This window comes from Citrobacter sp. CK194 (assembly GCF_030333395.1).
Lineage (GTDB): Bacteria > Pseudomonadota > Gammaproteobacteria > Enterobacterales > Enterobacteriaceae > Citrobacter_B > Citrobacter_B koseri.
Map to the genome: position 1 here is coordinate 107,758 of NZ_JAOWGA010000013.1, position 17,999 is coordinate 125,756.

The 17,999-nt window shown below is 54.6% G+C and carries 21 protein-coding genes; 16 read left to right on the plus strand and 5 right to left on the minus strand.

Annotation, left to right across the window (positions count from 1 at the left end):
- Positions 1-2: 2 nt before the first annotated feature.
- The 6 genes from fliH to OGX80_RS03335 all read left to right on the plus strand — a co-directional run bounded on the left by fliH (position 3) and on the right by OGX80_RS03335 (position 5,929).
- Complete coding sequence (fliH, locus tag OGX80_RS03310; RefSeq protein WP_049009546.1) at positions 3-761, plus strand: flagellar assembly protein FliH; 759 nt, start codon at positions 3-5, stop codon at positions 759-761.
- Positions 748-2,067: a flagellar protein export ATPase FliI gene (gene fliI, locus OGX80_RS03315; protein ID WP_058668664.1), complete on the plus strand. Its 1,320-nt coding sequence runs from the start codon at positions 748-750 to the stop codon at positions 2,065-2,067. The genes fliH and fliI overlap by 14 nt, the downstream gene beginning before the upstream one ends.
- A gap of 6 nt (positions 2,068-2,073) precedes the next feature.
- Positions 2,074-2,517, plus strand: a complete 444-nt coding sequence (gene fliJ, locus OGX80_RS03320) for a flagellar export protein FliJ (protein ID WP_012133712.1) — start codon at positions 2,074-2,076, stop codon at positions 2,515-2,517.
- 5 nt (positions 2,518-2,522) lie between these two features.
- Positions 2,523-3,956 (plus strand): glycosyltransferase family 2 protein, encoded by a 1,434-nt coding sequence (locus OGX80_RS03325; protein WP_233644131.1) that lies wholly within the window; start codon positions 2,523-2,525, stop codon positions 3,954-3,956.
- 33 nt (positions 3,957-3,989) lie between these two features.
- Positions 3,990-4,931: a hypothetical protein gene (locus tag OGX80_RS03330; RefSeq protein WP_012133710.1), complete on the plus strand. Its 942-nt coding sequence runs from the start codon at positions 3,990-3,992 to the stop codon at positions 4,929-4,931.
- Positions 4,932-5,041: 110 nt separating this feature from the next.
- Entirely contained in the window at positions 5,042-5,929 is an 888-nt protein-coding gene (locus tag OGX80_RS03335; RefSeq protein ID WP_181899089.1) for a glycosyltransferase family 9 protein, read from the plus strand.
- Positions 5,930-6,028: 99 nt separating this feature from the next.
- Here OGX80_RS03335 and OGX80_RS03340 read toward each other — a convergent pair whose 3' ends face one another.
- From OGX80_RS03340 to flgA, 5 genes are all read right to left on the minus strand, one after another.
- A complete protein-coding gene (locus tag OGX80_RS03340; RefSeq protein ID WP_115181941.1) occupies positions 6,029-7,102 on the minus strand; it encodes a glycosyltransferase family 2 protein in 1,074 nt (357 codons plus the stop codon).
- 18 nt (positions 7,103-7,120) lie between these two features.
- Positions 7,121-8,368, minus strand: a complete 1,248-nt coding sequence (locus tag OGX80_RS03345) for a class I SAM-dependent methyltransferase (RefSeq protein ID WP_172958462.1) — start codon at positions 8,366-8,368, stop codon at positions 7,121-7,123.
- 73 nt (positions 8,369-8,441) lie between these two features.
- On the minus strand, positions 8,442-8,879 hold the full coding sequence (locus tag OGX80_RS03350) for a flagella synthesis protein FlgN (protein ID WP_012133706.1): 438 nt from the start codon (positions 8,877-8,879) through the stop codon (positions 8,442-8,444).
- Positions 8,880-8,881: 2 nt separating this feature from the next.
- Positions 8,882-9,154 carry a flagellar biosynthesis anti-sigma factor FlgM gene (gene flgM, locus OGX80_RS03355; RefSeq protein WP_012133704.1) on the minus strand — a complete coding sequence of 91 codons (273 nt, stop codon included), beginning with the start codon at positions 9,152-9,154 and terminating at the stop codon, positions 8,882-8,884.
- Between the two features lie 131 nt (positions 9,155-9,285).
- Entirely contained in the window at positions 9,286-10,077 is a 792-nt protein-coding gene (flgA, locus tag OGX80_RS03360) for a flagellar basal body P-ring formation chaperone FlgA (protein ID WP_047458630.1), read from the minus strand.
- A gap of 78 nt (positions 10,078-10,155) precedes the next feature.
- Between flgA and flgB the strand changes: the two genes are divergently transcribed.
- The 10 genes from flgB to flgK are packed head-to-tail and all read left to right on the plus strand — an operon-like array spanning position 10,156 to position 17,987.
- Positions 10,156-10,506: a flagellar basal body rod protein FlgB gene (gene flgB / locus OGX80_RS03365; protein ID WP_012133701.1), complete on the plus strand. Its 351-nt coding sequence runs from the start codon at positions 10,156-10,158 to the stop codon at positions 10,504-10,506.
- A 23-nt stretch (positions 10,507-10,529) separates the two neighbouring features.
- The gene (gene flgC, locus OGX80_RS03370) at positions 10,530-10,955 is read left to right on the plus strand and encodes a flagellar basal body rod protein FlgC (RefSeq protein ID WP_012133700.1); all 426 of its coding nucleotides are present in this window, start codon (positions 10,530-10,532) and stop codon (positions 10,953-10,955) included.
- 2 nt (positions 10,956-10,957) lie between these two features.
- Positions 10,958-11,641, plus strand: a complete 684-nt coding sequence (gene flgD / locus OGX80_RS03375; protein WP_012133699.1) for a flagellar hook assembly protein FlgD — start codon at positions 10,958-10,960, stop codon at positions 11,639-11,641.
- Positions 11,642-11,675: 34 nt separating this feature from the next.
- Positions 11,676-12,866, plus strand: a complete 1,191-nt coding sequence (gene flgE, locus OGX80_RS03380; protein ID WP_115181939.1) for a flagellar hook protein FlgE — start codon at positions 11,676-11,678, stop codon at positions 12,864-12,866.
- Positions 12,866-13,597: a flagellar basal body rod protein FlgF gene (locus OGX80_RS03385; RefSeq protein WP_058668668.1), complete on the plus strand. Its 732-nt coding sequence runs from the start codon at positions 12,866-12,868 to the stop codon at positions 13,595-13,597. Before flgE ends, OGX80_RS03385 begins: the two co-directional genes overlap by 1 nt.
- A 21-nt stretch (positions 13,598-13,618) precedes the next feature.
- The gene (gene flgG, locus OGX80_RS03390; RefSeq protein WP_012133696.1) at positions 13,619-14,404 is read left to right on the plus strand and encodes a flagellar basal-body rod protein FlgG; all 786 of its coding nucleotides are present in this window, start codon (positions 13,619-13,621) and stop codon (positions 14,402-14,404) included.
- A 26-nt stretch (positions 14,405-14,430) separates the two neighbouring features.
- On the plus strand, positions 14,431-15,096 hold the full coding sequence (gene flgH / locus OGX80_RS03395; RefSeq protein ID WP_012133695.1) for a flagellar basal body L-ring protein FlgH: 666 nt from the start codon (positions 14,431-14,433) through the stop codon (positions 15,094-15,096).
- Positions 15,096-16,199, plus strand: coding sequence for a flagellar basal body P-ring protein FlgI (locus tag OGX80_RS03400; RefSeq protein ID WP_012133694.1), 1,104 nt, complete (start codon positions 15,096-15,098; stop codon positions 16,197-16,199). Before flgH ends, OGX80_RS03400 begins: the two co-directional genes overlap by 1 nt.
- A gap of 9 nt (positions 16,200-16,208) precedes the next feature.
- A complete protein-coding gene (locus OGX80_RS03405; RefSeq protein WP_012133693.1) occupies positions 16,209-16,598 on the plus strand; it encodes a rod-binding protein in 390 nt (129 codons plus the stop codon).
- Positions 16,599-16,601: 3 nt separating this feature from the next.
- Positions 16,602-17,987 (plus strand): flagellar hook-associated protein FlgK, encoded by a 1,386-nt coding sequence (flgK, locus tag OGX80_RS03410; RefSeq protein ID WP_012133692.1) that lies wholly within the window; start codon positions 16,602-16,604, stop codon positions 17,985-17,987.
- The last annotated feature ends 12 nt before the right edge of the window (positions 17,988-17,999 follow it).

Sequence of the window (17,999 nt, forward strand, 5' to 3'; positions counted from 1 at the left end):
CCATGTTCAAGAAACGGAGTTTACCGCTGGATGCCCTGACTGCCAGCCGCCAGGCGGTGGTTAAGCCGCGCTTATACCGCTTCCCGCCCCTGCGTAATCGCAGGATGCCTGCCGGTGTTGTCGCTGACGAAGACGCCGCACCGACGCTGGACCCCGCCGACTACCAGTTACAGGTAAAAGAGGGGTTCCAGGAAGGGATGAACCGGGGGTTTGCCCAGGGGATGGAAGAAGGCCGGGAAGAGGGCTACCAGGAAGGCATTCGTCTTGGTTTTGACGAAGGGATGCGCAAAGGGCTGATTGAAGGTAAACAGCAGGCGCGTCAACAGTTCCTGGACGCCGCCGCCCCGTTTGAGCGCCTGACCGCAGAGGTGCAGAACTACCTGGAGCGTTACGAGCAGCGTCGCCGCGAAGAGTTGCTGCAACTGGTGGAAAAAGTGACCCGCCAGGTGATCCGCTGTGAACTGGCGTTGCACCCGACGCAACTACTGGCGCTGGTGGAAGAGGCGTTGACCAGCCTGCCGCATCAGCCGGAGCAGGTACGTGTTCAGCTGAACAGCGAAGAATTTATGCGCATCAGCGAGGCCGAACCGGAGAAAGCGCGTGAGTGGGGACTGGTTGCCGATCCTTCTCTGGAGCCGGGAGAGTGCCGCGTTATCACCGATACCACGGAGATGGATGTGGGCTGTCAGCACCGTCTCGATCAGTGCGTAGATGTACTGAAAAATAGTTTGCTGCCGGAATCGCCGCATGAGCAGCCTTGATTTTGAAGAGGCGCTGCGCTCTATCGAGCAGATCGATCTGGCGCGCGTCGCCGGGCGGTTGGTCAGGGTCAACGGCATTCTGCTGGAGTGCGTTGGTTGTCGTCTGGCGGTAGGGCAGATGTGCCATGTTGAAAGCGTCGATCAGGAGATGATGGATGCGCAGGTGGTTGGCTTTGATCGTGACGTGACCTACCTGATGCCCTTCAAGCATCCCTCTGGCCTGATCGCTGGCGCACGCGTGTTTCCCGCAGGCAAAACTGAAGGGGTTATGATCGGCGATCAGTGGCTGGGACGCGTGGTAAACGGTCTTGGCGAACCTCTTGATAATAAAGGAAAGCTCGGTGGCGATACGCTGTTAGCACAGCAGCTTCCGCAGGTGCATCCGCTTAAGCGTCAGCCTGTTCATGCGCCGCTGGACGTTGGCGTTCGCGCCATCAACGGCTTGCTGACTATCGGTAAAGGCCAGCGCGTCGGGCTGATGGCGGGCAGCGGCGTCGGTAAAAGCGTTCTGCTCGGCATGATCACGCGTTACACCCGGGCGGAAGTCGTGGTGGTAGGACTGATCGGTGAGCGAGGCCGTGAAGTCAAAGAGTTTATTGAAAATGCTTTGCAGGCTGAAGGGCTGGCGAAGTCGGTGATTGTCGCCGCGCCAGCGGATGAATCGCCGCTGATGCGCATTAAAGCCACCGAGTTATGCCACACCATTGCCGGCTATTACCGCGATAAAGGGAAAGACGTTCTGCTGCTGGTGGATTCCCTCACGCGTTACGCGATGGCGCAGCGCGAAATCGCCCTGTCGCTTGGCGAACCGCCTGCGACCAAAGGCTATCCGCCGTCGGCGTTTGGGATGATCCCGCGGCTGGTTGAAAGCGCCGGAAACAGCGAAAGCGAGGGATCGATGACCGCGATCTATACGGTGCTGGCGGAAGGGGACGATCAGCAAGATCCGATTGTGGACTGCGCCCGCGCGGTGCTTGACGGGCATATCGTGCTTTCGCGCCACCTTGCCGAGGCCGGGCATTATCCGGCGATTGATGTCGGCCAGTCTATCAGCCGCTGTATGAGTCAGGTGACGGAGCGTGAGCACCAGCTCGCCGCCCGCACGCTGAAACAGCTGTATGCCGAATACCAAAGTATTAAACCGCTGATCCCGCTGGGGGGATACGTTGCAGGCGCCGATCCGCTGGCAGACAGAGCGGTACGCCTTTCGCCCGCGATCAATCAATTCTTACAACAGGAAGTCCAGGATGCCGCGCTGCTTGAGCCGACAATCAGCGATCTGTGTGCCCTGGCGCAGGCAGGGTAATGCACGATGAGCAAACTGATTTCTACGCTTGAGCAACTTCACCTGCTGCGCACCCGCGCGGTAGAAGACTTAAGCACGAAGCTGGCATCGCAAAACCAGCTGTGCCAACGGTTTGAGAAAAATATCGATACGCTGACGTCACTTGCTGCGGGTCTGGTGTCCCAGAGCGCCAACAGTGCGGCCATGATGATTAACCAGTCGAAATATAAACATAACATTCAACGCATTATCGACTGGCAAAAACAGGAGCAGGCGCTGGCGCACCTGGAAGCGCAAAAAATTCAGGGCAACCTGCTGGCGGAGGCGAAGCGGGAAAAAAGCATTGAGCTGGTTCTCGACGCTAAACGCGCTGACCGGCAGGCTGAAATCAACCGTCGGGAACAGAAAATGACCGATTCGCTCTCTGCCCAGTGCTGGCTGCGTCAACAACGTCTGATTCGTCAACGATAAGCGCTATGAAAAGAAACAAACCGGGTTTCCCGCAAACGTCTTCGCGTTCTCTGATGGGGACGCTGATTCACCGTCAGCAGACGGCACGCGTTCACAGCACGCCGTTCGTTAGCGTCGTCTGCCCGACGTATAACCGACGCGAGTTCCTGCCGTATCTGCTGTATATCTGGCAGTACCAGGACTATCCGGCCGACAAACGCGAACTGATTATTCTGGATGATTCTCCGGTCAGCAATGCCGATCTGATTGAGATGATGACGGACCCGTCGCAGCCCAACGTGCGTTATGTCCACAGTGAAGCGCGCCTGGTACTGGGGCAAAAACGTAACATGCTCAATGCGATGGCGCAGGGAGAGTACATCCTGTGTTTTGACGATGACGATTATTACCCGCCGGATAAAATTTCCTGGCAGGTGGCGCAGATGCAGGCCAGCAACGCGCTGTTCTCCGGCAGCGATCAGATTTATATCTGGTACAGCCATCTGGACAAAATCTATATCACGCACCCTTTCGGGCCGAGACATGCGCTGAACGGCACTTTTGGGTATCACCGCAATTTGTTGAAAAAAAATCGTTATGACGACGATGCGACAAAAGCGGAAGAGACGGGATTCCTGAAAGGCTTTACCACGCCGGTTCACCAGATAGATCCGAAGCGCGCCATTCTTTGTATTTCGCACAGCAGCAATACCTATGACAAAGATTTCATCATGGGCAGCTCCACGCCGGTGGATCTGACGCTGGAAGACATTGTCAATGACGCGAACTTGCTGGCGCACTACCGTCGACTGAGTCATGCGCCGCTGAATGTTCAGGTGAACTGGCAGGCTTTTGAAAAGGTGGCGGTGCTCTACGACCCGGCAAAAGAGGCGGAGCTGGCCCGTCGCTGCGAGGCTTTACTGGATTTTGGCCTGCGTGGCGAACAGATCTGGCCGGTAGCGAAAAACGCGGAGGCGTCGGCGGAACGGGCGGAACTGGCAACGCACTGCCAGGTGTTTGAGCGGGCGCAGAAAGAAGGCTGGAAAAATGTGCTGCTGCTGGATGCCGACGTGCAGTTCGTCAAAAAAGAGAACGCCGTTAACGACATCAACAAGCTGCTGAATGGCCTGAACCAGCTTAACTGGCAGGTGCTTCTGCTCGGCGGGCGCTATGAAAACTTTACGCTCACCCAGTCATTGAAGGGTGTGGCGCGGATCTATAACGCGGGTTGCGGCTGCGCGTATGCCGTTAACGCAGGTTATTACGATGCCCTGCTGGACGCCTATCGCCAGGCGATGGACTATCCGGCAAGCCTGGATCGCTGCTGGGCGGCATTAATGAATAAGGGGGATTTGTGGCTGGGATTCAGCCCGAGCTTTGCCTTCCTGCAACATCACCCGGACCCTAAAAGTGGCGAAATCATCGATTGTACGCACTGGTTTTTCCGTAAACACCGCTAACCGCAGGCCAGAATACGCCTGGAGAGAGCAAACATGGAACTGATAGAACATTACCAACCTGAATTTGTGTCACGCTTTGATGCGCGAGAAACCCCGTGCCAGTGCCCGGCTTGCCAGCATGCGCAGCAAAACTGGCCGCGTATTAGCGTGAAGCTGAAAAACCAGCAGCGTGAAAGTCTGGATATCACCTGTGAAGCGGCGGCCAGAGAGATGCTGCTTAACCCGGAGGCCTTTATCCTGCACACCTCGCAAGGGGAGGCGCAGGGCGAAGATGAGTTATCCGCCTGGAGCGAAACCCTGAACCAGCAATGTATTAACCTGGCGGTACATCCTGCGCTGTCGCTGGAAGGCAGCCTGTATGCGATCGGCGTTTTGCTGAGTAAGGCGCAGCAGTATCTGGACGGCGGCGAGCACGATCCGGCCCTGCTGTCCTCTATGGGAGAGCAACTGGCGATGCTGGCAGAGCAGGGCGTGCTGACACAGCAGTTTGCGCTGTTGCCTCCGATTGCTGAAAACCGCATTGCCGCGCTAAAAGAGATGGGCCGGGTACGCCTGAATCTGAATCTGCCGCTGACTGAAAAAATGAGTGTGGCGCTGAAAATGAGCGAGCTGTCGGTGATGCAGCCGGCGCGGCTGGCGGATCGTCTTCAGCAACTGGAATCGCTCTGGTCAACCATTCCGCTGTTTGATGAACAGCCGCACATCCTGCGTAATGCGCTGATTTATCAACTGTATAACGATGTATTCCCCGGCATTCAATGCACCAACTACGGTGAGGCGCTACTGGGGCTGGCCAACCAGTTCTTCCAGATCAAAATGCTGTGCGCAATCCGCTGCGAACAGGGAGCGCTGACGCAGGATGATGTCGTGCTGCTGATTAACGCGCTGAAGGGGTGGCAGCAGCAGAATCCGTTCTCCGCGAATGCGGCGCATACCTCTGACTACAGCCTGCTGTGCGGGTTGTCGCTGTTGTAATAAATCATATGGATACTGTTTATTTACATCTTAATGCTGCAATGGGAGATACCCTGTATCTCCTGGCAGCGTGCAGAGCCATCAAAAATAAAACAGGCGCGAGCATCATTATGTTGAGCCAGCCGCACTTTAGCGCGCTGGCGCGGGCATGCCCGCATATCAGCGAGGTCTGGCCGGTGGACTCTCTTAGTGCGGAGCAGCATCAATGCATTCAGCGGGCGCAGGCACAAGGGCGACTCTTTGACTTTACGCATTGGGCCCATGCGCTCAGACCGCGACATATGATCGATGCTTTTCTCGCGCAGGCAGGGCTTGAGGCGTCCGCAGCAGATAAACACCTCGATTTGGTCATTCCAGAATCTGCCCACAGTGCCGTTGACGCGTTCTGGCAGCAACATAAATTAGAGAACGCGCCGGTGTTATTAATGCACCCTAATATTGGGCACCCAAACCGGACCTGGCCGCAAAATAACTGGCATGAGCTGGCGCAAATGTGGCTGCAAACGGGGTGGCAAGTTGTGTTCATTGGGAGCAATAACAACTCTGAGGCGGGAAAATCGATGGCGGAAGCGTATCCGGCCGGGGTTATCTATGCTATTGACCGCTTTTCAGCGCTGGAAACGGTTGCGCTTATGCAGCGAGCGAACATGCTGGTTTCCTGTGATTCAGGGCCGGTCATGCTTGCGGCGGCAACAGATATCCCTGTGGTAGCCCTCTATTCAACCGTAGCTGCGGAACACCGGTTGCCGTTTCGCCGTGGGGAAGCGGGCTGGCGTTGTATGGGAATTGATCTCGCCTGTAGTCATGGGCCATGTGCGCGTTTGCTGATGAACGATGTCATTTTCACCACCGTGCTTAAACGCCCTTTTGATGTGCCGACGACTCAGGAATTTGCAAACTGGTGCGTTCATAAAACCCCTTTCCGTTGTCTGCGACAATATGAACCGGCGATGCTGTATACCCAAATGGTCAGTTTTGTTTTATCGCTCCAGGAATAACGTTATTTCTTGTCGTGCCGGTTCCTGAAGGAATATCTGGTAAAAGCGATTGGCTATGCGGCATAGCCAATCGTATTGCTAAATAGCGTGGTATGAAGACTAAAAACCTTCGGCTAATATTCTTCTTTTGTTCTTTATCGCCAGTTCAATTCTGCCTGATAGCGCGATGAATTCGCTCTCATCAATAATATTGCTGTCGCGAGCAATTTGGTTAATCAAGGCATGCAGCAACACAAGCCCATTCTCTGTTGGCGTGTCTACATACAGTTCATGAAAAATGGATGCCAGATAGTGAATCATCTTCTGTGCGGAAAATAAAGGCAGCGTTTCGGGAAAATTACGGATTATCGCATCCTGATATAGCATACCCGTATATCGGTTTAAACATTGTACGGTTTGGGGATTGCTGATATTTCCGGCCCGGGGAAGCAGCAGTCGGAAGGTATCAAGGATAGCCAGCGCGCGTTTTGCTTTGCTGCTGGAAGTGGTGATTGAGCCGTTACGAATGGTATGGAAATACAGTCTGTCGGCAAGGCACCTTACTTTTGCGTCGGGCACGCTGAGCAGCAATTCGGTGGTGAAGTATTCATCCTCAAAAAACGGTGTCTTAAACCGCATATGAGCATACGTTTTTCGCCGCCAGGCATATCCCCAGACCACAACGGAGTAACCGTGTCCTGTTCGGGCGCGTTCGGTAATGCAGTGATTAAAGAACGTTTCGGCATGAAATGTTTTATTAATCAGATTACGCGGCCGTTGATAATACCCGGAAACCATATTGTTGCTGATATGGTGCAGGTGAAATTCCAGATGGGTGGAGAAAAACAGGACATCCAGGTGGTGCTTTTCCATTTCGCACACAATGGTTTCGATACCATCCGAAGCGATATGGTCGTCAGAGTCCAGGCAATAAATATATTCACCTGATGCGCTTGCTAACGCGGCGTTGCGGGCCTCGGCGAGTCCTCTGTTTTCCTGGTCAACAATACGCATACCCGGCAGACGGTTCTGATAACGCGCCAGAATATCCCGGGAGTTATCTGTCGAACCGTCATTAACCGCGATAATTTCCAGATGCCGCCAGGTCTGCGCAACGAGTGAATCAAGGCAGCGCTCAAGGTATGCACTGACATTGTAGACCGGCAAAATAATCGATACGACAGGGTGATTCATTGGCTACTCTCCCTGTTGCTATGATTTCAGCTTTTGGATGATTATCTCAATTGCGGATTCAGCAAACGCCGTCCGCGTTTGATCGAATCGAGGCATACCTTTTAAATGGCTATGATTCAGCCTCTCTATTTTCTCAATGCTGAAGTTCCCTGGCAGGGTTTGTAGTAACGATAATACGTTGACGGAAACAGGCGACCAGCTCCGATGCTTAAAGGGCGTAAAAGTATGTTTATGATCGTCGTTGAAGGTTGAAGGCCAAACGCCTTGCTCGTATAAATCTTCATCTGGAATGGTTAAAACCAGATGACCGCCGGGTTTTACGACCCTTAACCAATGAGGCAGCGCGACATAGGGGTCCATAACATGCTCCAGGCAATGCCCTGAATAAACGAAATCAAATTCGTTATCCGGTACTCTGGCTAAATACTGCGCGTCACCTTGTTGAAGATCGAATACGGTTATTGATTGGATTAAAGGAAACAGACTTTGATACAACGCAATACTGTCATCGCCGCCGCCAATATCCAGACCTTTTCCTGACAGCCAGCGAGTACTGAAACGCGCATCAAGCAATCGCCTGTTAATTGACATACAGGTTGATCCCGGTATCCCCGTTCGAAATACGGGGGCGGCAGTCCGGTCTCCTGCCAGAATATGGGTGTTAACGCCGAATTCTCGCCAGCTTTTAGGCCAAAGTACAACGTAGCCCTGGTCATCGGGGTAATGTTTGATGATATGCGTCCCGCTATAGGCCTCAAGCGCTTCCAGAAACGCGTTCTCAGCGTCTTCTGTGGGAGGAGGGAGCGCTTTGCAGCCGGTGGCCTCATGCATGACGCGAAGATAGATACGGCTATCGTCAATAATAATCAGCGCATTATCCGCAAATTCTTTTAGCTGGCGTAACTCATTGAGCAGAGGAAGGCGCGTTTCCTCATTGTATTTATTGCTCTGGTAGTCCTCGAATTTAAAATCCGCGCCGGGGAAGTGTGCATCCAGAAAAACAACGGCGCGCTTGATGAAAAGAGTGCGTTTAATTTCTTCATGGGACAAAAATGTCAGGCTGTCTTCATTGTACAGATGCAGATTGTCTATTTTTGGCGCGGCATCAAATAACGGTTTATAGATTTCACAGGAATAAACTTCTTCAGCACCTGAGCGTAAGGCATATACACTTGATGCACCTTTACCAAAACCTGTTTCAATTACATGAGTAACACGATAGTGACGAATCAGGTGGGGAAGGTTGAAGCGTCGTAATTGCCCCATAATATTGGCCTCGATGAAAATTACGGATAGAACGCAAACGGAACAAAGTTACAAATCAATAAATTACAGCGCATTACCCCTGCTGATACAGCCAGTTTTCGGGTTCGCTGATATTCAACAGATTGGTCAGAATCTCCTGCTGCATATTCATCAGCATGGCGTTGTATTCATTGGTGGCCTGACATTGCGCGACCTGTTGCTGGAGACTTTGCCAGAGAGCGGAAACGGAAGGCTGGTGGGCGGCAGGCAGGCGGGCAATGAGCGTTTGCATGCCCTGCGCGTTGGCGTTAATGCCTAACCGCTCAAGCAGGCGATAACGTTGCTGACTGTGCTGCGACAAGTGCTGGTAGCATGCCATGATTTGCGCGTTCAGCACGTCAAGCTCTGCGGCGCGGCGCGCAATAATGTGGTCGCGCTGCTGTATGAGTAAATCATTCAGGACATGGTAATGCTTACGGTCTTCGGCCATGTCCTGTATCAGTGTTTTAACGCTCTGAGCGGCGTTAGTCATAATTACCTCTGGAAATACTTCTGCATCGCATCCGTCAGCGAATCGAGGTTAACCGCGATTTTACCGCTGCTGATAGCGTCTTTCATTTCAGCTACGCGCGCCATATCCACTTCCGGCAGCGCAGAGAGTTGTGTTTGCGCATCACCCAGTACTGGATCGATCGCGGCGCTGCGCTCAATTTTCGTGCCTTCCTGAGCGACAGTGCGGGTCTGTTCTGCGGCGCTACTCTTGTTGATTGCGGTTGCCAGATTGTATTGATTCGCTACTACTTTCATCGCTTCGCCTCTTTTTCATCTTTTCGTTATGGTTGCGGATGAATCCTGCCCTGCGGAAGGAGGACTTCCGATGCCCTCACCGTTAAAGAGCGGCCTGTTGCCGGTAAAACTTAAACCGCGAATGAATATTTTTAGTTTCCGCTGGCGTAGACCATTTTGACGACGCCAGCGTCCGCGACAATTGCGCTTACCACCCGCTCGCTGCTCTCATTTTTCACCTTAATCATTTCGCCTTTACGTCCCTTTTTCATGGCTTCCCCCATCGTACGGGCCTCTACGCCTCCCTGTTCGGCGATCATCAGAACGCGCTGACCGCGTTCAACCAGCACCGGAGATTCCAGTTGCGTCAGGGTGATCGGCTGTAGTTCACGAATGCGGCGCTTCACGGTCAGCCCAATGGCCTCATCCGGGTCGGTGAGGTAGTTGCCGCGCGTGCTGCTGATGTTGAGCTTTTTGATGGATACGTCGCTGGCGGATAACACCTGGCCGCGCTCCAGCGAATTTTTGGCGATCACCACCGGAAGATAGACATCCGGTTTGACGGTGACGGCGACATCCCAGCCTTGCGGCCCTTCACAGCGCACATCAAAACGCAGGCGGTTGAGATCGATGCGTTCGCCGCCGGGCAGCGACACGGTTAGCGCGTCAGGGCAGGGAGCGTACCGGGAGACGTCGGAAGGGATAAACAGGTTCATCTTCGCCTGATACTCGGGCCACTTGCGGCGCCCGGCCTCCTGGCGAAGGGCTTGCGCTGCGTGATGTTGAACGGCGGCAGTGACCTGCTTACGCGCGCTCTGCACTTTTTCCGGGGCGGCGAAGGATGGCAGCGCCGTAAAAAGCATCAGCAGGAAGGATAACGTTCCAGGGCGGAAGCAACGCTTCACCCGTGTAGGGATAAAACCAATAAAGCCATTAAAAATCATGATGTTAAAACCTTGGCATGAATATTGCTATACAGGGAAGCAGATCATTGCAGGTTTAGCATCACGAGGGTGTGAGTTGTGAGTATTACTTTTGACAAAGCATTGGGCGTTCATCCACAGGCTGTAGCGCTTCGACTTTCCCGAGCAGAGTTGCTGTCAGCCAATCTGGCAAACGTCGATACCCCCAATTTCCAGGCTAAAGATATTGATTTTGCCGCTGAGATGCAACGTTCATCGTGGAGTTTTTCGAATCCGTCAGCGCCGCAAGAGATGTACCGCGTGCCTTATCAGCCCTCTTCCGATGGCAACACCGTTGCGCTGAACGTCGAGCAGGCTGAGTTTGCGAAGAATACCCAGGATTATCAGATGAGCCTGGCATTTTTAAACATGAAATTCACGGGCCTGAAAAAGGCCATTGAAGGTAAGTAATCCTACGCAGGTGATAACGGAATATGGCTTTTACCGATATTTATCGCGTTTCGGGGTCGGCGATGACGGCGCAAACCGTTCGTCTGAATACCATCGCCAGTAACCTCGCTAATGCGGAAACCGCCTCCGCCACCGAAGACGGCGTCTATAAAGCCCGTCGTCCGGTGTTTGCTGCGGTTTATAAGAACGATGAGTTAATGAATAGCAGGGCGTTAACCGGCGCGCGCGTCCAGGTGATGGATGTTGTCGAAACCGGCAATGCCGTACAGCGTTATGAGCCGCATAACCCGATGGCGAATACGGATGGCTATGTCTACTACCCGGATGTCAACGTGGTGGAGGAGATGGCGGACATGATGTCGGCGTCGCGCGGTTTCGAAACCAATGTTGATGTTCTGAACAGTGTTAAAAGCATGCAGCAAAGTCTGCTGAGACTCGGAGAGGTATAAGGATGAATGTAGACGGCACGTCCACCAGAAGCCAGACAGGAACGTCGGATAGCAGCATTGCCAGTAACAACAATAACAGCAGCGCAGCCGGCATGAACACGCTGTTCATGCAGCTTCTGGTCGCGCAGATCCAGAATCAGGACCCGCTGAACCCTACCGATGGCACCGAGTATGTCAGCCAGCTGGCGCAGCTGACGCAAGTTCAGTCAATGGAAACCATGTCGCAACTGATGGCGAACAGTTCCGTATTGATGGACAACCTGCAAACGCTCACTACCGGCAACCTGGTCGGGCAGCATGTGATGGTGCAGACCGACGCTATCAACTCTGATGGCGAAACGACGATTAACGGACGTCTGACGCTGGATCACGCTTCCGGTGTGACGACGGTCATCGTCAAAGACGCGGCCGGCACCGAGCACAAAATTGAGCTGGGGAAACAGGACGCCGGGCAGGTGGACTTCACCATTGACCCGCAGGAGCTGGGCCTGAGCGAAGGGAAATACACCCTTAGCGTTGTGACCGATACGGGCGAAGAAGGCATTCCTGTTGAAGTGGGCGGCATCGTCAACAATGTGCGCATCCCGCTTGATGGCAGCGCCATCCAACTGAATATCACCGGAATCGGTGAGATTGCTTACAACAATATTACCCAGTTTGGCAGCGACTCGCAGAAACGTGCGTAAGTCGGGTTAAACGTTGAGTTAACAGGAATTTATTATGAGTTTTAATATTGCGACCTCCGGTCTGAATGCGATTACCGAGCAGTTGAACGCCATTTCCAACAACATTGCGAACTCCGGCACCGTAGGATTCAAATCCGGCCGTGCGGAATTTTCCTCACTGTATGCGGAAAGCCAGCCGCTGGGCGTAGGGGTTTCTGGTGTGACCCAGAGTATTACCCGAGGCGGAAATATTTCTACCACCGGAAATGCGCTCGATCTGGCGATCAGCGATAGCGGATTTTTCATGGTGCGCGACAGCGCGGGGACCACGGCATATACGCGTGCGGGCTACTTCGGCACCGACAGCAGCGGCAATCTGATCAACAACCTGGGGATGTATCTTCAGGGCTACCCGGTTAATGCTAACGGCGAGATAGAAGTGGGGACGATTGGCAATCTGACGATCAGCAGCGGCTCTATTCCGGCGAAGGCGACCGACAGCCTCGACTTCACCGCCAACCTGGACGCGCGCGCCGCCGAGCCGGAGACGGCGCCTTTCAACCCAAAAGACAGCACTTCCTATAACAATACCTACACCACGCAGGTCTTTGATTCCCTGGGACGCGAGCACACGCTGAACCAGTATTTTGTGAAAACCGGCGAGAACACCTGGCAGGTTCACTATTACATGGACGACGTGGAAATCCCGGACAGCAGCCAGGCGATAGAATTTACCGAGCAGGGCGTCTTGAAAAGCCCGGTTGGCCTGACGAACCTGACCACATCGATCTCCGGCGCGGCGGATCTCTCTATCGATCTGAGCTACAACGGCACCAGCCAGTACGGTTCTGACTTCTCCGTCAGCAAAAACAACAGTAGCGGCTACGCGTCTGGCGAACGTACCGGTCAGGCGATTGATGAAGACGGCAGCGTTTACGCGACCTTCTCCAACGGCGAACGGATGTTGCAGGGGCAACTGGTGCTGGCGAACTTTGCGAACCCGAATGGTCTGGCGTCAAAAGACGGCACGACGTGGGTACAAACCGCCAGTTCCGGCGCGCCGCTGACCGGAACGCCGGGCACCGGTTTGCTGGGTTCTGTGAAATCCGGCGCGCTGGAATCCTCAAACGTGGATTTGACCTCTGAGCTGGTTGGTCTGATGACCGCGCAGCGTAATTACCAGGCGAACACGAAGGTTATCAGCACTAACGACAACATGATGAACGCTCTCTTCCAGGCGGTGTAATGGATCGTTTGATTTTTACCGCCATGAGCGGCGCATCGCGCAGTTTGTCGCAGCAGCAGATCCATGCAAACAACCTGGCGAATGTGAATACCCAGGGGTTTCGTAGCGATCTTGATAATGCGATTTCCCAGCAGGTTAACGGCGAGGGATATGCCTCGCGTTATATGGCGCTGCCTACTCAGGGCGGTGTGGATATGACGCCTGGCGCGGTACGTGAAACGGGGCGCAATCTGGATATCGCCATTAAAGGCGATGGGCTGATTGCGTTGACCAGCGGTAACCGTGAGGTTTACACCCGCAACGGGCAGATCGACGTCAGCCCGGAGGGCGATCTGTCGATCAACGGTCTGCCGGTTGAAGGTGACAACGGCCCGATCGTTTTACCGCCGTTCTCGTCCGTCAGCATCGGTGAGGACGGTGTGATCACTATCGTGCCTGACGACGGCGATATTGCCGCGCCGGTTGATGTTGACCGCATCAAGCTGGTGAACATTCCGGTAAGCGACCTGAGCAAAAATGTGGATGGCTTTCTGGTGAGCAACACGGCGATTAACCCACGCGATGAAGAGGTGATGGTGGCGTCCGGGCATCTGGAAACCGCTAACGTCTCGGCCATTAATGAGATGGTCGCCAGCATTGCGCTGAATCGTCAGTTTGAAGCGCAAATCAAGATGATGAAAGCCGCTGAAGATCTCGCTAATTCAGGCAACCGTCTGATTCGTGGCACCTGATAACAATAAGAAGGAATAAAGATGAATCCCGCTTTATGGATCAGTAAAACCGGCCTGGCGGCGCAGGACGCCAAAATGACCGCGATTTCCAACAACCTGGCGAACGTCAACACCACCGGGTTTAAACGCGATCGCGCGATGTTCGCCGATCTGTTTTATCAGAATCAGCGCACGCCAGGCGGGCAGCTCGATCAGAACAATATCGCGCCGACCGGCATTCAGTATGGCACCGGGGTGAAGATCGTCGGGACGCAGAAAGAGTTTACCGTCGGCAGCATCCAGAACACCGGGCAAACCTTCGACGTGGCAATCACCGGGCAAGGGTTCTTCCAGGTGGAAACTGCGGATGGCGATATCGCGTATACCCGCGCCGGTAATTTCCAGAAAACGCCAGATGGCGTGCTGACGAATGCGCAGGGGCTGCCGCTGGTGCCGCAGATTGAATTGCCGGAGAACGTCAAAGATTTGCAGATTGGTAAAGACGGCACCATCACCGCGACGGTGGCAGGTGAAACCGATCCGGTGGAGCTGGGGCAGTTGACGCTGGTGAACTTCGTCAATCCGGCCGGTCTGGAGGCGATAGGCGGCAACTTATACCGTGAAACGGCGGCCAGCGGCGAAGCGGTTGAAGGCGTACCCGGCGAGGACGCGCTCGGACAACTGGAGCAGGGCTCTCTGGAAGGTTCTAACGTACAGGTCGTTGAAGAGATGGTCGACATGATCACCGTTCAGCGTGCCTACGAAATGAACGCCAAGATGGTCTCTGCCGCCGATGACATGTTGAAGTTTGTCACCCAGTCGATGTAACGACAGGGCTTTAAAGTGAAAGAGAAATGAAAAAGCAGTTAGTTATCAGTCTACTGGCGCTGTTTTTGTCGGGCTGCGAAAGCCCGGCGTTGCTGGTGAAAAAAGACGATGCGGCGTATGCGCCGCCGGAAGATATCGTGGTGCCTGAAACGCAGGTGCGCGGCGGTGGGTTATATAACGGCAACTACAACTGGTCGTTGACCCAGGATCGCCGGGCTTATCGCGTAGGCGACATCCTGACCGTTAAGCTGGATGAGTCTACTCAGGCCAGCAAGCAGGCGCGCACTAACTTTGGTAAGAAAAACGATGTTTCCCTGGGGATACCGGAAGCATTCGGCCATTCAATCGATAAGCTTTCCGGCTCGATTGACGGCAACCGAAACTTTAACGGTAATGCCACCTCGCAGCAGCAGAACAGTCTGCGCGGCGCGATCACCGTTGCGGTTTATAAAGTGTTGCCAAACGGCGTGCTGGCGATTCGCGGGGAGAAATGGCTCACCCTCAACCAGGGGGATGAGTATATGCGGGTGACGGGCCTGGTGCGCGCGGAAGATATCGAACGCGACAACTCCGTCTCTTCACAGCGAATCGCCAATGCCCGTATCTCCTATGCCGGACGCGGCGCGCTCAGCGACGCGAATGCGGCAGGCTGGCTGACCCGCTTCTTCAACCACCCGCTGTTCCCAATTTAATGGAGGCCATGATGCGTAAACTGGCACTCTTTTTCCTGCTGATTTGCAGCATGAACGCGGCGGCGCAGCGTCTTGGCGATGTGGTCGATATTCAGGGCGTGCGCGGCAACCAGCTGGTGGGCTACAGCCTGGTTGTGGGGCTTGACGGTACAGGGGATAAAAACCAGGTCAAATTCACCAGCCAGTCCGTTACCAACATGCTGCGCCAGTTTGGCGTGCAGTTGCCTGCGAAGATTGATCCGAAGGTGAAGAACGTCGCGGCCGTGGCGATTAGCGCCACGCTGCCGCCGGGCTATGCGCGTGGGCAAAGTATTGATGTAACCGTCTCCTCGATTGGCGATGCGAAAAGCCTGCGTGGCGGTACGCTGCTACTGACTCAACTGCGCGGTGCCGATGGCGAAGTGTATGCGCTGGCACAGGGGAATGTGGTGGTAGGCGGCGTGAAAGCCGAGGGCAACAGCGGCTCCAGCGTGACCATCAACACCGCGACCGTTGGCCGTGTGCCAAACGGCGGCTCGGTGGAGCGCGAAGTGCCGAGCGATTTCCAGCAGGAGCCGGTGGTGATGCTGAACCTGAAACGTCCCAGCTTTAAGACTGCCAACAGCGTCGCAGTCGCGCTGAACAACGCCTTTGGTTCCGGCACGGCGACCGCGCAAAGCGCGACTAACGTGGCGGTACGTGCGCCGATGGGCGCGGGCGATCGGGTGGCCTTTATGTCCTCTCTGGAAGATGTGCAGATTAACGCCGGTAAACAGCCGCCACGCGTGGTGTTCAACGCCCGAACGGGAACGGTGGTCATTGGCGATGGCGTAGTGGTGCGCGCTGCGGCGGTATCACACGGCAACCTGACCGTCACCATCCGCGAGTCGTCGAACGTCAGCCAGCCTGGCGCATTCAGCCAGGGAAGAACGGTTGTCACGCCGGAAAGCGACGTCAACGTTAATCGTGGCCGGGGTCAGATGGTGACTATTGCGGCGGGAACCAGCCTGCGCAGCATCGTGAATACCATTAACAGCCTTGGCGCGGCGCCGGACGACACGATGGCTATCTTACAGGCGCTGCATGAAGCCGGCGCGCTGGATGCTGAACTGGTCGTGATTTAAGGAAATACCATGCTGAATGCCATTAACCGACAAACCGCGATTCTGCCCGGCGATCTCTCCGGGCAGGTAAAGCCGCAGAATCTTGAACAGGCCGCCGAACAGTTTGAGGCGCTGATGCTGCGTTCCATGCTGTCGCAAATGCGCAAGGCGTCCGATGTGCTGGGGGAAGACAACCCTTTCAACAGCAAACAGCAGCGGATGATGCGTGATTTTTACGATGACCGACTGGCGTCTGACCTGGCGTCTCAGCGCAGCACCGGGATTACCCAGATGATCATCAACCAGCTTTCGCCGCAGGTGAATACGCCGCTTAAGAAAACGGATGAAATGACCGCTTTAGAAGAGCAACCGAAAGAACTTAAAACGCCTGTGGTTCCGGTAATGCGCGGGCAGGAGTAAGCCATGAGTATGATTAATATTGCCTTCAGCGGTTTGCAGGCAGCCCAGGTGGGCATGAATGTCACCTCGATGAACATCGCTAACCTGCTGACGCCGGGGTACAGCCGCCAGGGCATTATCCAAAGCTCCATCGGCCCAATGGGGGAAGCGGGTTTTACCGCCGGGAACGGGGTACAGGTTGACAGTATTCGCCGCATCTCCAGTCAGTATCTGGTTAATCAGGTGTGGCAGACCAACTCGAAAGCCAGCTATTTCGAAACCGGAAATCAATATATTGGCGCGCTGGAACAGGTGATCGGCACCGACTCTACCAGTCTTGGTAACGGGCTGGATGATTTTGTCAGCGCCCTGAGCGCATTGACCCAGACGCCGGAATCCCCGGCGCTGCGTCAGCAGCTTATTAACCAGGCGGGCGCGCTGGCGACCCGTTTCAATAACGTTAACAACTTCATCTCCAGCCAGAAAGAGTCGATCAACACCCAGCGCAACGCGATGGTTGACCAGATCAACACCCTGAGTACCAGTATTGCGGACTACAACAAAAAAATTACCGACATGGAGTCAACCGGCGGTAACAGTAGCGTACTGCGCGATCAGCGTGATGAACTGGTAAAACAGTTAAGTACGCTGGCGGACGTGAAGGTGACGGACGATGGTTCCAGCGGGTACACCGTCTCAATGGCGAACGGTCAGCCGCTGGTGAGCGGTAAGGTCGCCGGGCAGCTCAGCGCGGGGCAGGACGCCAACGGCAACTCCACGCTGACGCTGAAATTTTCCACCAGCGAGTTCACGCTGAACCCGTCGGCGGGCGGTCAACTTGGCGCGCTGTATGATTATGAAACCGGCACCCTCCAACAGATGAAAGATTCGGTGCAAGGGATGGCGGAATCGGTGGCAAAACTGTTTAACGATCAGCTGGCGAAGGGCTATGACCTGAATGGCAATTCAGGCAAGCCGCTGTTTACTTTCGATCCGAGCAATCCTGCGGGCATGTTGCAGGTGACGGATCTGAAGCCTGAAGAACTGGCGCTGTCCGGCATCCAGGCCGACGACGGCACGGGCGTACCGGGTAACGGTGATAACCTGAAGGCGCTGATCGAACTGAAAAACCAGAAAACGGATATTCCGGGTCTGGGAAATATGAGCCTGAGCGAAGGGGCTGCGGCGATCATTTCCACTATCGGTATTGCCAGTAAGCAGAGCAAAACAGAAATGGAAGCGGCGTCGACGGTGCGCGACCAGGCGCAGAATCAGCGCGATAACCTGAGCGCGGTAAACCAGGATGAAGAGGCGATTAATCTACAGATCTACATGCAGGCTTACCAGTCGAACATGAAGGTGATCTCCACCGGAAATCAGATCTTCAGCGACCTGCTGGGGATGTTTTAAGCGCCATCAGAG

Bases quoted from the DNA above. Each gene is read 5' to 3' on its own strand.
- fliH (WP_049009546.1), top strand. From the start codon at position 3: ATGTTCAAGAAACGGAGTTTACCGCTGGATGCCCTGACTGCCAGCCGC.
- fliI (WP_058668664.1), top strand. From the start codon at position 748: ATGAGCAGCCTTGATTTTGAAGAGGCGCTGCGCTCTATCGAGCAGATC.
- fliJ (WP_012133712.1), top strand. From the start codon at position 2,074: ATGAGCAAACTGATTTCTACGCTTGAGCAACTTCACCTGCTGCGCACC.
- OGX80_RS03325 (WP_233644131.1), top strand. From the start codon at position 2,523: ATGAAAAGAAACAAACCGGGTTTCCCGCAAACGTCTTCGCGTTCTCTG.
- OGX80_RS03330 (WP_012133710.1), top strand. From the start codon at position 3,990: ATGGAACTGATAGAACATTACCAACCTGAATTTGTGTCACGCTTTGAT.
- OGX80_RS03335 (WP_181899089.1), top strand. From the start codon at position 5,042: ATGTTGAGCCAGCCGCACTTTAGCGCGCTGGCGCGGGCATGCCCGCAT.
- OGX80_RS03340 (WP_115181941.1), bottom strand. From the start codon at position 7,102: ATGAATCACCCTGTCGTATCGATTATTTTGCCGGTCTACAATGTCAGT.
- OGX80_RS03345 (WP_172958462.1), bottom strand. From the start codon at position 8,368: ATGGGGCAATTACGACGCTTCAACCTTCCCCACCTGATTCGTCACTAT.
- OGX80_RS03350 (WP_012133706.1), bottom strand. From the start codon at position 8,879: ATGACTAACGCCGCTCAGAGCGTTAAAACACTGATACAGGACATGGCC.
- flgM (WP_012133704.1), bottom strand. From the start codon at position 9,154: ATGAAAGTAGTAGCGAATCAATACAATCTGGCAACCGCAATCAACAAG.
- flgA (WP_047458630.1), bottom strand. From the start codon at position 10,077: ATGATTTTTAATGGCTTTATTGGTTTTATCCCTACACGGGTGAAGCGT.
- flgC (WP_012133700.1), top strand. From the start codon at position 10,530: ATGGCTTTTACCGATATTTATCGCGTTTCGGGGTCGGCGATGACGGCG.
- flgD (WP_012133699.1), top strand. From the start codon at position 10,958: ATGAATGTAGACGGCACGTCCACCAGAAGCCAGACAGGAACGTCGGAT.
- flgE (WP_115181939.1), top strand. From the start codon at position 11,676: ATGAGTTTTAATATTGCGACCTCCGGTCTGAATGCGATTACCGAGCAG.
- OGX80_RS03385 (WP_058668668.1), top strand. From the start codon at position 12,866: ATGGATCGTTTGATTTTTACCGCCATGAGCGGCGCATCGCGCAGTTTG.
- flgG (WP_012133696.1), top strand. From the start codon at position 13,619: ATGAATCCCGCTTTATGGATCAGTAAAACCGGCCTGGCGGCGCAGGAC.
- flgH (WP_012133695.1), top strand. From the start codon at position 14,431: ATGAAAAAGCAGTTAGTTATCAGTCTACTGGCGCTGTTTTTGTCGGGC.
- OGX80_RS03400 (WP_012133694.1), top strand. From the start codon at position 15,096: ATGGAGGCCATGATGCGTAAACTGGCACTCTTTTTCCTGCTGATTTGC.
- OGX80_RS03405 (WP_012133693.1), top strand. From the start codon at position 16,209: ATGCTGAATGCCATTAACCGACAAACCGCGATTCTGCCCGGCGATCTC.
- flgK (WP_012133692.1), top strand. From the start codon at position 16,602: ATGAGTATGATTAATATTGCCTTCAGCGGTTTGCAGGCAGCCCAGGTG.